The 12,340-nt window shown below is 48.2% G+C and carries 10 protein-coding genes; 5 read left to right on the top strand and 5 right to left on the bottom strand.

From position 1 onward, the window contains the following. Positions 1–110: 110 nt before the first annotated feature. On the bottom strand, positions 111–1,214 hold the full coding sequence (gene dprA, locus KTO58_RS00355) for a DNA-processing protein DprA (RefSeq protein WP_095841295.1): 1,104 nt from the start codon (positions 1,212–1,214) through the stop codon (positions 111–113). A gap of 52 nt (positions 1,215–1,266) precedes the next feature. Here dprA and KTO58_RS00360 point away from each other — a divergent pair, with 52 nt between their 5' ends. Beyond that, entirely contained in the window at positions 1,267–2,103 is an 837-nt protein-coding gene (locus KTO58_RS00360) for a 5'-nucleotidase, lipoprotein e(P4) family (protein ID WP_095841294.1), read from the top strand. Positions 2,104–2,437: 334 nt separating this feature from the next. Here the strand turns inward: KTO58_RS00360 and KTO58_RS00365 are convergent, their stop codons facing one another. The 4 genes from KTO58_RS00365 to pckA all read right to left on the bottom strand — a co-directional run bounded on the left by KTO58_RS00365 (position 2,438) and on the right by pckA (position 8,054). Then, the gene (locus tag KTO58_RS00365) at positions 2,438–4,333 is read right to left on the bottom strand and encodes an OmpA family protein (protein ID WP_095841293.1); all 1,896 of its coding nucleotides are present in this window, start codon (positions 4,331–4,333) and stop codon (positions 2,438–2,440) included. A 133-nt stretch (positions 4,334–4,466) separates the two neighbouring features. Further along, positions 4,467–5,048: a 7-carboxy-7-deazaguanine synthase QueE gene (locus tag KTO58_RS00370; protein WP_198315069.1), complete on the bottom strand. Its 582-nt coding sequence runs from the start codon at positions 5,046–5,048 to the stop codon at positions 4,467–4,469. A gap of 191 nt (positions 5,049–5,239) precedes the next feature. Then, positions 5,240–6,127: a bifunctional methylenetetrahydrofolate dehydrogenase/methenyltetrahydrofolate cyclohydrolase FolD gene (gene folD / locus KTO58_RS00375; RefSeq protein WP_095841291.1), complete on the bottom strand. Its 888-nt coding sequence runs from the start codon at positions 6,125–6,127 to the stop codon at positions 5,240–5,242. 325 nt (positions 6,128–6,452) lie between these two features. Next, entirely contained in the window at positions 6,453–8,054 is a 1,602-nt protein-coding gene (gene pckA / locus KTO58_RS00380; protein ID WP_095841290.1) for a phosphoenolpyruvate carboxykinase (ATP), read from the bottom strand. A 939-nt stretch (positions 8,055–8,993) separates the two neighbouring features. Between pckA and KTO58_RS00385 the strand changes: the two genes are divergently transcribed. The 4 genes from KTO58_RS00385 (at position 8,994) to rsmI (ending at position 12,327) form a co-directional block, all read left to right on the top strand. Continuing rightward, positions 8,994–10,286: an aminopeptidase P N-terminal domain-containing protein gene (locus tag KTO58_RS00385; protein ID WP_095841288.1), complete on the top strand. Its 1,293-nt coding sequence runs from the start codon at positions 8,994–8,996 to the stop codon at positions 10,284–10,286. Between the two features lie 191 nt (positions 10,287–10,477). Beyond that, a complete protein-coding gene (locus KTO58_RS00390) occupies positions 10,478–11,245 on the top strand; it encodes a CDP-alcohol phosphatidyltransferase family protein (protein ID WP_225859988.1) in 768 nt (255 codons plus the stop codon). A 73-nt stretch (positions 11,246–11,318) separates the two neighbouring features. Continuing rightward, the gene (gene purS / locus KTO58_RS00395) at positions 11,319–11,564 is read left to right on the top strand and encodes a phosphoribosylformylglycinamidine synthase subunit PurS (RefSeq protein WP_095841287.1); all 246 of its coding nucleotides are present in this window, start codon (positions 11,319–11,321) and stop codon (positions 11,562–11,564) included. A gap of 91 nt (positions 11,565–11,655) precedes the next feature. Beyond that, entirely contained in the window at positions 11,656–12,327 is a 672-nt protein-coding gene (gene rsmI, locus KTO58_RS00400) for a 16S rRNA (cytidine(1402)-2'-O)-methyltransferase (RefSeq protein ID WP_095841286.1), read from the top strand. Positions 12,328–12,340: the final 13 nt, after the last annotated feature.

Raw genomic sequence — 12,340 nt, forward strand, 5'->3', positions numbered from 1 at the left:
AATGTACACCTATTTCCGGGAAATACGAAATCGCTCACAACCATGACGGATAGCAGACAATCATCAACCACTGCCGGAACACGGTTTTCAAATTGAAAAACACCTCGTACTTATGTTCGCTGAAATACCTGTCCCGGCAAGCATTTCAGCTGATGACTCATCTGCAGGTTTAACACCGCAGTAGCGACCTGGCTACCAGGTAAACCACTCCTGATATAGATTTCATCTATATGCAGTTCAGCTTTCTCTATAAAGAGTGAAAGAATATGCTTTTCCTCATCGCTCAACGCTACAAACAAATCAGCCTGTATCGGCGCTTTCACAGCAGATGTTGCCATATCCCAGCCCATCAGCTGCACTACATCCGATGCCGATGTGATCAGTGTTGCTTGCTGGGATTTTATCAGTTGCAGACAACCTGCCGCCTGCGTATCTCCCACTCGCCCGGGCAAAGCCAGTACATCTCTGTTATAACTGTAAGCAATACCTGCTGTGATCAATGAACCCCCTTTTATACCACTTTCTATCACGATCGTCGCATCGCTCAACCCCGCTACAATACGATTCCGCATCGGAAAATGCTGTTTGTCGGGAGACGTGCCGCTCATATAATCCGTAAGTAATCCTCCCTGCGCCGTCATCTGTTGTGCTACCGCCTTATGAGCCGCAGGATATAGCCGGTCCAGCCCATGCGCCAGCACGCCTATTGTAGGCAGCCCCACTTCCAGCGCAGCTTTATGCGCGATCACATCTACGCCGTAGGCCAGCCCGCTCACAATCGACACGCCTGTATCTGCCAACTCATGCACGAGTTGCTCACACATTTTTTTCCCATACGCACTGGGCGAACGTGTCCCGATGACACTTACCATCCTCGGGGCATTAAGCACTGCCGATCCCTTAAAATATAGCAATACCGGACTGTCATGACAATGATATAATCGTTGCGGATAAGCAGGCTCCCCGTAAAAGACAGGTTGTATCTGGTAACGTTCTATAAAACGTAACTCCTCTTCCACACGGGCGAAATTGTCAAACTGACGGATCGCCGCCGCCCGCATAGTACCGATCTCCGGTGCCAGCTCCAGCAAAGAACGTTTCGCAGCAAATACCGCACTGGCACTGCCAAAATGATCGATCAATCGCTTCGCGATCACATCACCTATTTGTGAAATTTGTGTAAGCGCTACCTGGTAGTACAGTTCTTGGGGCATAATTGTCTAAGTTTGTGGACAACACACGAATTTAATCCAATATTCATTTAGTATGCAAAAGAGCTATCGCTACGCACTGATACTGGCTTTATCCTTCGCCGCTTGTAAAACGCCCGCCCCCGTTACCACCGCTACCACCACCACGACGGCTGGCAAAGACGGCAAAGAGCCCTTGCTACCCTATGGCCCCGCCTGGGCAGCCCTCTGGCAACAACGCTCCTCCGAATATAAAGCCCTCTGTTTTCAAGCCTATAACACCGCTATCTTCCGCCTCGATCAAATACTACAGCAAGGTCACGATAAACCTCTGGCCGTCGTTACAGACATCGACGAAACAGTACTCGATAATAGCCCCTATACCGTGCATCGATCCATGCAGGGATTAGGATATTCCAATGACTCCTGGAAACAATGGACCGACCAGGCCGATGCCGATACCGTTCCCGGCGCCTTGTCATTCCTGAAATATGCTTCCTCTAAAGGCGTGAAAGTATTCTATATCACTAACCGCCTGCAGGCAGAACAAGAAGCTACCTTATCCAACCTCCGCCACTGGGGATTCCCCGACGCAGATGCAGAACACCTGCTGCTGAAAACCACCACCTCCGGTAAAGAATCCCGCCGCCGGCAAGTGCTTCAATCCCATGAAATAGCACTACTGATGGGCGATAACCTGGGCGACTTCTCAGAAATATTCGACAAGCAACCTGCAGAAGAGCGCGATGAAGCAACCCGCAATGCAGCAAACAACTTCGGCAATCGCTTCATCGTATTGCCGAATCCCATGTACGGCGATTGGGAAGGTGCTTTATACAACTATCAACACCAGCTCTCTCCCACAGAAAAAGAAGCCATATTGGAGAAGAAACTCAGAAATTATAAACAGTAACAACTACAAACCAAACTGCTCAAAGTGGTGATTGAAATGTTATGTGTGAAACATACACCACTCCTCATAATTGAGCGGGCCAAAGGATGTACAGGACGGTGGTCCGGATGTGATAAATGGTAAGTATGAAAATCTGCTACTTCTGCCAGCAACTGGTCCTGTGCTTCTTCCATACTAAGATGCGCTATCATCTGCTGCGCATTGAAATGCCCCCATAAAGGAGCCCTGCCTGCGGGCAACTGCCGGATAGTAGTGGCTAACGCCACTGCCTCAAGAATGGTGGTTTCTTACATAATGGTGTATGGTAGTTTGATAGAGCGAAAGGTAATATAAGCTACTGCACCTGTAGTACCGTAAAGGTCGTCCGCCTGTTTTGTGCCCTGCCTTCCTCCGTATCATTGCTGGCTACCGGAAGCGTCTCCCCGTAACCTTTCGCTTGTAACCGCGTAGCAGCTACTCCCTTATCGGTGAGATACTTCACTACCGATTTCGCACGGTTTTCCGACAACAACAAGTTGTCTTTATCACTGCCTACATTATCCGTATGTCCGCCAATCTCGATACGCATACCAGGGTTATCCTGTAATAATCGGATCAATTTGTCCAGCTCGTTCACAGACGCTGGCTGAAGGGTATATTGTTTGGTGGCGAAGAAAATATTATGCAATACAATACTGGCCCTTATAGCGATAGGCTGCAAGGGGATGTTCTTTTCATATGGTTCTCCGGGCTGACGGCTCTGCAGCGAAAAATTATCAGAATAAAACAGGTAACCACGCCTGTTTACATTAAATGCATAATCTTTCCCTACAGGCAGCGGAACAAGGTAGTTACCGTCCTTATCACTCTGCAGTACACTGACCACCTGCCCCGTGCCCAGATCCGTCAATTCCAGCTGAGCCGCCAGCCGGGCATTGCTGACAGAATCAAAAACATATCCTTTCACATAAAGTGTCTGCAAGGGACGCGCCTCCGGATACAATTCAAAGCTGTAAATATCCAGCGAACCTTTACTGTCTGCTCGGTCAGAAGCGAAGTAAGCGGTCTTACCGTCAGCAGCTACGATCAGGCTGGCTTCCTCGTCGATCGTATTGATCGGATAACCCAGGTTCACCGCAGGCCCCCAGCTACCATCCGGCTGCCGGCGACTGTAAAACATATCCATATTGCCATAACCGGCATGACCGTTGGAGGCGAAGAAAAGTGTCTGGTTATCGGCATGTATAAATGGGGTCGTCTCCCTGCCTCTTGTATTAATGTTAGGCCCCAGCCGCTCCGCCCGCCCCCATTGCCCATTGGGCTGTAACTTGCTCAGGAATATATCAGCACTCTGATCATCCGTCTCCCGTACAAAGTACAGCGTCTGCTTGTCGGGCGACAGACAAGGCTGCGATTCCCAAGTGCGTGTGTTGATAGACGGGCCTATGTTTTTAGGGGCCTCCCAGCCGTTAGCTGTCTTCCGGGAAAAATAAATATCACAACTACCCAACCCGCCAGGAAAATCACATCCGGTAAATACAAGCATCTCCCCGTCCTGCGAGATCTGCTGCGCACCCTCATTAAAGGCAGAATTTACCGGCTCCCCCATATCCTTCGCCGGTGCCCAGGCAAGACTATCCCTGCTGGCCACAAAAAAATCCTCATTACGCCCGTTTACCCGCCGGGTAAATACAAGCGTCTTATTATCGATCGTAAGCGAAGGAAAGTACTCCGGATCTTTACTGTTGATATGCTCTCCCAGGTTATGTGGCTCAAAAGGCACCGCCTTCAATGCATATTGTAACGCAAACTCGTAATTGGCTTTTAAACGCTCCGCAGTAGGATTTTTCGACTTCGTGGTCTCCAGGTACCGGTTGACCACTGCCAGCGCATCCCCAAAGCGCCCTCCGCCAGCCAGTGCCTTCGAGTATGATAACGTTGCAGGCCGCAAGGCACCACTATCCAGCTGCTTTAATTTATCAAAACTGGCCAGCGCCTCTTTGTATTGTTTTAGCTCCACATATGTTATGCCTCGCTGACCATAAGCATCCGCAAAACCAGGCGCCACCTTGATGGCCTCTCCCAACAAACGCACCGCCTCCGGAAGGTTGAACCCTCGGACAGCCGTAATAGCATTGTCAAAATATTGCTGGGCCTTTTTAGGCGCCGTCTCATAAGTCACTACCTGAGCCGTAGCAAACAGGACAGGCAACAACAAACAGCCTATTAAGAACAGGGAACACTTTTTCATAGTCGATATCTGTACCCTCCCCCAGCCCTAGACCAGAAAAGGTATTAAGTTACTTTTATATTTATCTGCCTGTAAAGTAACGAAAAAAGCCAGCGTAATATTGGAAGATGCGGGCACTCCCGCCAGGGAAAGATCAGGGAACGTTAATATACTTGTGCACCTGTACAGATAAGGTCCATTGCGGATGCTCTTTGATATAATCCACAATAAGCGGGGTCATCTCTGCCGCACGATCCCATTCAGGTTGCAGATAGAGCTTACAGTGTTTGCCCGCCAGCGCAGCATACTTCTCCGCCCAGGCAAAATCAGATTTGTTGAAAATAACCACCTTTAACTCATTCGCCTGGCGGCAAATATCAGGAAGCGGCGCTTTGAATTTTTTGGGAGATAAAGTGATCCAATCCCATTTACCACTTAATGGAGAAGAACCGGATGTCTCCATATGCGTACGAAAACCAGCCTTATGCAGCGCCTTACACAGACCATCCAGGTTGTGCAACAGCGGCTCTCCACCAGTGATCACCGCCAGGCGACCCGGATGCTGCGAAGCCCTCGATACGATCTCCGCAATAGATACCTGCGGATGTTTGGCAGCATCCCAGCTATCCTTCACATCACACCAATGACAACCTACATCACAGCCACCAAGCCGGATGAAATAAGCCGCATGCCCCTGGTAAAGTCCTTCGCCCTGAAGCGTATAAAAGCTTTCCATAACTGGCAAAGTGGCAATAGCGGTACTGGTATGTAGTGAGACGGTAGACATAATTTGCCGCAAAGTTCCTAAATCGCAGGGCAAATGCCAAATATTCCGCAGGCAATAGCATGCCTCCTGCAAATAAATAAAAAGGGAACGTGCGATACGTTCCCTTTAAATAGCTGATAATCAGCTGTATTTTTGGTTTCTTAGTTCAGATTGCCCTTTTCTCCGATACATGCCTGATAAGTGTTCTTTAACAGCGCAGCGATCGTCATCGGACCAACACCTCCCGGTACCGGCGTAATAAAACTTACCTTGGGAGATACCTCCGCAAAGTTCACATCACCCACTAACCGGAAACCACTCTTCTTACTCTCATCAGCAACACGGTTGATACCCACGTCAACGATCACAGCACCTTCTTTCACCATATCACCGGTCACAAAATTAGGTCTGCCGATCGCCGCCACAATGATATCCGCCTCCCGGCAGATCTCCGCCAGGTTAGCCGTCTGAGAGTGACACAGCGTAACCGTACAGTTACCAGGATTGCTGTTACGGCTCAACAGGATACTGATCGGCGTACCCACAATGTGGCTGCGGCCAATCACCACCGCATGTTTACCCTTCGTAGGAATATTATAATGCTCCAACAACAACATAATGCCATAAGGCGTCGCAGGAATAAATGCAGGTAAACCACTTACCATCTTACCTACATTCACCGGATGAAAACCATCCACATCCTTGCTGGGATCAATAGCATTGATCACCAACTCTTCATTGATGTGTTTAGGTAATGGCAATTGTACCAATATACCGTCTACATCAGGATTTTCATTGAGTAATGCTATTTGGTCCAGTAAATGCTTTTCGGAGATCTGCGCGTCAAAACGCAGCAGGGTAGAGTCATAACCGATCGCCGCACAAGATTTCACCTTGGATGCTACATAAGTCTCGCTTGCGCCGTCGTTGCCTATTAATATCGCTGCCAGGTGAGGAACCTTTTTGCCGGCAGCCTTCAATGCCGCCACTTCAGTGGCCAGCTGGGCCTTGATAGCCTCAGATACAAGTTTACCGTCTATAATTTGCATGTGCAAAGGTAATCATAAATCACAAATGCGTCCATCCGATTTGTGATTGATACTCATCGCCTAACAAGCACCAATAATAGCCACAGGTTATAGTGAAAAAAATATTATCAGCTAAAAAGGAGTAGTACTTTTTTGATCGGGATACGTCTTCTAAGCGAAAGAGAATAAAAAGAGTAAAAAGGAGAGGATTCCCACAAGTTCCGCAAAACAAGTTCGCGTGTTTTCAGAACGAAACTGATACGGAACTTGTTTTGCGTCAAGGCATGGCCTTTACTGAACTTGTTACATGCGGTGGAACTTACAAGGCTAAAGACCTACAATATAATTAAATTTTTGGAGATGCAGATAAAATTTCTTCTCCCGCTTCAGCAGCATACTTTTCAAAGTTACGCACAAACTGGCCAGCCAGGTTAGCCGCCTGCTTGTCATACGCCTCCTTGTCCTCCCAGGTGTTACGCGGATCAAGGATCTCCCCAGGTACCCCCGGACAATTGCCCGGAATAGCAAAACCAAATACCGGCTGTTCATGATAAGTAACCTCATCCAGCTCTCCGCGCAAAGCAGCACCGATCATCGCACGGGTATAACTCAACTTCATACGGTTACCTACACCATACGGACCTCCGGTCCAACCGGTATTTACTAACCACACATTCACCTCATGCTTACGCATCTTATCCCCCAGCATCTGCGCATACTTCGCAGGATGCAATGGCAGGAACGGTGCACCAAAACATGCACTGAACGTAGACTTAGGCTCCGTTACACCCGCCTCCGTACCAGCCACCTTAGCTGTATATCCGGAAATAAACTGGTACATTGCCTGACCAGGCGTCAGCTTGGAGATCGGAGGTAATACCCCGTAAGCATCACAGGTCAGGAAAAAGATATTCTGCGGAATACCACCCACAGAAGGCTCCATCGCATTATCTATATAATGTAACGGATAAGATACACGGGTATTCTCCGTAATACTTTTGTCTGCATAATTCACCTGGTTAGTACCAGCATAGAATGCCACATTCTCCAGCAAAGCGCCTTCACGCACCGCCCGGAAGATCTGTGGTTCCTTCTCCTCACTCAGGTCGATACACTTGGCATAACAACCACCTTCGAAATTAAACACATTCTCTGCCGTCCAGCCATGCTCATCGTCACCGATCAGCTTACGCTCCGGATCAGCACTGAGCGTCGTCTTTCCAGTACCACTCAAGCCGAAGAACACCGCAGTGTCCCCGTCCTTACCCTGGTTGGCAGAACAGTGCATACTCAATACCCCCTTCTCATGAGGAAGTACATAGTTCAGAATAGTAAAAATACCCTTCTTCATCTCTCCCGTATAAGCAGTACCGCCAATCAGGATGATCTTTTTACTGAAACTTACCGCAGCAAAATTATGCTGACGGGTACCATCCGTAGCCGGATCCGCCATACAGCCAGGTGCCTGTATAATCGTCCAGTCTATATCCAGGTACTCCAGCTCCTCCTCAGAAGGACGCAAGAACATGTTATAAGCAAACAGGTTCGCCCATGGCATCTCGTTGATCACACGAATGTTGATACGATAGTTAGCATCTGCACAGGCATAACAATCCCGCATCCATACCTCTTTACCTGCAAAATACTTCGTAACCTTATTATACAGCTTGTCAAAAGAGGCAGGCTCTATAGCAATGTTAAAGTCATTCCAGTTAACAGTATGTAGGGTCTTGTCATCCTTTACTATGAACTTGTCTTTGGGTGAACGGCCGGTAAATTCTCCCGTGTGCACGACCAGTGCGCCACTGTCAGATAACTCACCTTGTTTGCGGGCCAAGGTCTGGGTAACTAAGGCGTCCGGCGAAAGTTGATAAAAAATATTAGCCGTGTTCTCTATGCCTAATTCCCGTAAGTCTGTAATGGGATTCCTTACGCTGCTCATTTGCATAAAGCAAGATTGTTTTGGTGTAAAAGCAAAACTAGCGATTTTTTGATATTGTCAAATTTTATAGGTGTTGTCCCATTGAAATTTAGACAATTCAGCCACCTAACCTTTTTTTGTTTAAATAATATTTAATAGCCCCGTTTTTATTTGCTAAAAACGCAAAGGAATTAGCTGTCAATATATAGTAAAAAATGAGCTATTATTAATATGCTGATTACCAGTGCAAAAATGAACGCGTGAAATACTTTGTCAACTCTTTTAATGCCTTGATAAGCCCGTTAGTACAGCGTTTGATCGTTTTTTGATTAATATGCTAAGTCATATTAACAGCCATATTGCTATCGATTGCCGCCCCTCCCTTACCCCCCAAAGCCTACTTTATCAACCCGAAGTTTCCCTTTTTTCGTATCGAGAACCAACCGATATCCCCCAAAAAGGTTATTCCCCGTCATACCTCCAATACCCATCTTCATCATCCGCTCCACTTGCGACGGGTCAACACCGTCTATATAGGTAACATAATGAAGTGGTGGCCGCAGCCGTCAGATTATAATTTCACCCGGGTGAAAGCCCCGGGATCATAAAATACGAAAAGTGGTCAAAATTAGAAAAGTTCCGGTTTCACTCACCTCCACCTTTCCTTCGCTTCTCCTATAGCATCGGTATAAGTAAACTATACTTCACGTCCACCTTTCCTATAACATTCCTATAGTCATCCTATATCTCACGTCCACCTTTCCTGCGCTTTTCCTATACCATTTGTATAAGTAAAGCGTACTTCCCGCCCGTTGGACCGCTTTACCAAAATTACCCTGAACTCCACCCCATTGCCCGGGCTACCACTCCGCACATCATAAAATCCACTTCCCATTTCGTCATTTTGCTGTAGGTTTGACGCCTTATTTGGATTTAAATCATACATTTTCATATAAAACATTCATTATGAAGTATTTGCCTCTGGATGCGCAGATATTTGTCCAAAACCGTCAGCGTTTTATCGCTAAAATGAAGCCGCAGTCCATCGCCATCTTTAACTCAAACGATGAGCTCCCTACCAATGGAGACGCACTGCACCGTTTTAAGCAAAATTCCGATCTCTATTGGCTCACCGGTATCGAACAGGAAGATACCATGGTCATCCTATACCCGGACCATCCGGATCCTAAATACCGCGAAGTACTCGTACTGGTCCGCCCTAATGAGCTGAAAGAGAAATGGGATGGTCACCGCCTTCGCCGCGAGGAAGCCTTCGCTATCTCCGGTATCAATACCATCGTATGGCTCGATAGCCTGGATGCCGTACTCCAGCAATGGATACATGAGGCAGAAAATATCTACCTCAACTCCAACGAGAACAATCGTAAGGCTAACCTCGTACCCGTACGCGACTACCGCTATGCAGAAGAAATGCGTACCAGGTACCCACTGCATAACTACCTGCGCGCTGCCGCTATCATGAAAGAAGTACGCGCAGTGAAAACCGCAGACGAGATCAAAGTGATCCAGCAAGCCATCGACATCACCGAAAAAACTTTCCGCCGCCTCCTCCAGTTCATCAAACCTGGCGTATGGGAACATGAGATACATGCAGAGATCCTCCACGAATTCCTCCGCAATCGCTCCGGCGGCGAAGCCTATGGCTCCATCATCGCCAGCGGCGACCGTGCCCGTACCTTGCACTATGTGGCCAACAACCAGGAGTGTAAAGATGGAGAACTGATACTGATGGACTTCGGCGCCGAATATGGTGGCTATAATGCCGACCTCACCCGCACCGTACCCGTAAATGGTAAGTTCACCAAACGCCAGCGCGAGATCTATGACGCCTGCCTCCACCTGCACAACTATGCCAAAGGCATCCTCCGCCCTGGTATCACCATCGGCAAATACCACGAAATGGTAGGAGAAGAAGCAGGCAAAGAATTCGTGAAGATCGGCCTCCTCAAACAGGAAGATATCAACAATCAAGACCCGGAAAATCCTGCCTACCGCAAATACCTCTACCATGGCATCTCCCACCACCTGGGCATAGATGTACACGACCTCGGTCCTTCCTTCTGGAAACCAATCCCCGAAGGCGCCGTCCTCACCGTAGAACCTGGTATCTATGTAGAAGAAGAAAACATCGGCATCCGTATAGAAAACAATATCTGGCTCACCGCCTCCGGCAACGTAGACCTGATGAAAAATATCCCGATCACCGCAGATGAAATAGAAACGCTGATGAAACACTGATCAGCCGCAAACAATAAATAATTGGTATGTTCCGCGCCCGTCGTGCGGAACATATCTTTTTATCTACCCGCCGCCCGGAAATTTTTACCGATTTATACGCCGATATTTCTACATTAGCGGCGCGTCCGGTTCGAATGTATATCGTCTAATAAAATCTTACCAACCATGAGCGGACCCTCATGGACCAGATTATGAAACAATTACCTAACATCCTTACCCTGTGCAACCTGTTTTGCGGCGCCCTCGCCGTTATCTGCATCCTGCACGCCCCTCAATACATCGCAGAGTTCAATGGTAATGACTATACCATCACTAACCCGGCCCCCGTATACTGGGCTTCCGCACTCGTAGTCCTCGCAGGGGTCTTCGATTTCTTCGATGGCCTCGTTGCCCGCTGGCTCAAAGTACAATCCCCCATGGGTAAAGAACTCGATTCCCTGGCGGATGTCATCAGCTTCGGACTCGTACCTGGTATGATCCTGTTCCGCCTGCTCCGTACCGCCTATATGCAAATGCCCGACGTATTCGATGTGTCTTACGTCAACCTCGCTCCAGCCCTATTGGTACCGTGTTTTGCAGCATATCGCCTCGCTAAGTTCAACCTCGATACCCGGCAGTCCGAAAACTTCATCGGCATGCCCACTCCCGCAGTAGGGCTGCTGGTAGCGTCTTTCCCACTCATAGTATTGTACAACTCCTTCAACCTAGCTCACTGGCTCCAGCATATATGGGTACTCTACGGCATCATCGCCATACTCTGCTACCTCATGGTCGCAGAAATACCAATGATCAGCCTTAAATTCAAAAGCCTGTCTGTCGCCAAGAACTGGCCTCGCTTCCTCCTCATTGCCCTGGCCATCATCAGTATTCCTCTCCTGCAATATGCCGCCGTACCCTTCATATTCCTGGCATACGTCATCCTCTCATTGGTAGCGCCTCCTAAGATCAGCACCACTTAATGGCCGCCCGCAACGACAAAATGTTAATTCTTATCTATTTATTCTATAGTTTTGCGTCAAAATTTTTAGCACAATGACTTTTACTGCACATATCAATGTGATGCCACTGAAAGAATTGCTCGACCCTCAGGGTAAAGCAGTAATGAGCGGACTGAAGAACCTCGGTCTGAACCAGATCAATGATGTGAGAATAGGCAAACACATTACCCTGCATATCGAAGCCAATACCAAAGAAGATGCCCTGCAGATCGCCGAAACCGCCTGCCAGAAACTCCTGGCTAACCAGGTAATGGAGTCTTTTGAAGTAAATATCCAGTAAGCCACATTTACGATTTACGATTTTAGATTTACGATCTCATGTAAATGTTCAGGCAACAAATCTCAGGTCGTAGGTCTAAAATCGTACATCAATGAAATTATATATAGTTCCCTCTCCAATAGGTAATCTCGATGATATCACCTACCGCGCCGTTAAAGTACTGACAGACGCAGACCTCATCCTCGCAGAAGATACCCGCACCTCCGGATTCCTGCTCAAACACTACCAGATCAGCAAGCCCGTTACCCCCTACCATCAACACAACGAACATAAAGTATTACAACACCTGCTGCAACAATTGCAAGCCGGTAAGACCATGGCCCTCCTCACAGATGCAGGCACACCAGGCGTCTCCGATCCGGGATTCCTGCTCGTAAGAGAATGTATCCGCGCCGGCGTACCCGTCGAATGCCTCCCCGGCGCCACCGCCTTTGTACCCGCCCTCGTCAACAGCGGCATCCCCATGAACCGCTTCTCCTTCGAAGGCTTCCTCCCACCAAAAAAAGGCCGCCATACCCTGCTCACCAGGCTTGCAGAAGAAGACCGCACCATCGTATGCTACGAATCCCCCATGCGCCTCGTCAAAACCCTCGAAGACTTTATACAATACTTCGGCCCCGACAGACTTTGCTGCGTCTCCCGCGAACTCACCAAAATGTTTGAAGAAAATAAAAGAGGATCACTACAGGAAGTAAGGGATCACTTCGCAGAAAAAGGCGTAAAAGGAGAGATCGTGATTATCCTCCAGGGAAAAGATGGATAAACGGGAACCCCTT

Source organism: Chitinophaga pendula (assembly GCF_020386615.1).
Taxonomy (GTDB): Bacteria; Bacteroidota; Bacteroidia; order Chitinophagales; family Chitinophagaceae; genus Chitinophaga; species Chitinophaga pendula.